The organism is Mesorhizobium sp. M4B.F.Ca.ET.203.01.1.1 (assembly GCF_004791025.1).
Classification (GTDB): domain Bacteria; phylum Pseudomonadota; class Alphaproteobacteria; order Rhizobiales; family Rhizobiaceae; genus Mesorhizobium; species Mesorhizobium abyssinicae.
Map to the genome: position 1 here is coordinate 1 of NZ_SRUO01000289.1, position 284 is coordinate 284.

1 protein-coding gene is annotated in these 284 nt (G+C 64.1%); it reads right to left on the reverse strand.

Going from position 1 to position 284, the window contains the following annotated elements:
* A partial coding sequence (locus EN846_RS34730; RefSeq protein ID WP_210236171.1) for a M13 family metallopeptidase N-terminal domain-containing protein occupies positions 1 to 284 on the reverse strand: 284 nt, incomplete at both ends.

Genomic DNA, 284 nt, shown 5'->3' on the forward strand with positions numbered 1-284 from the left:
CGACCTTCGACTCGGCCGGAAACACGGCGTCGACGTACAGCTGGCCCAGCGCTTCACCCATGCCACCGTTTACCGACTCCAGCACGCGCTTCCAGCGCGGCTGCATTTCCTTCTGGCCGCGCAGGGAGGTGCCGTAGAAATCGAAGTTGGCCTTCTCGAACTGGCTGCTCAGGTACGGCGAGGCGTCGTCGATGGTGTGGAAGCGCAGATAGGCCTGCCAGGTGCTGGCCGGCACGTCGGCGAGCATCTTGTCCATTTCACTGAAGAAGCCGGGCTGGGCCAGC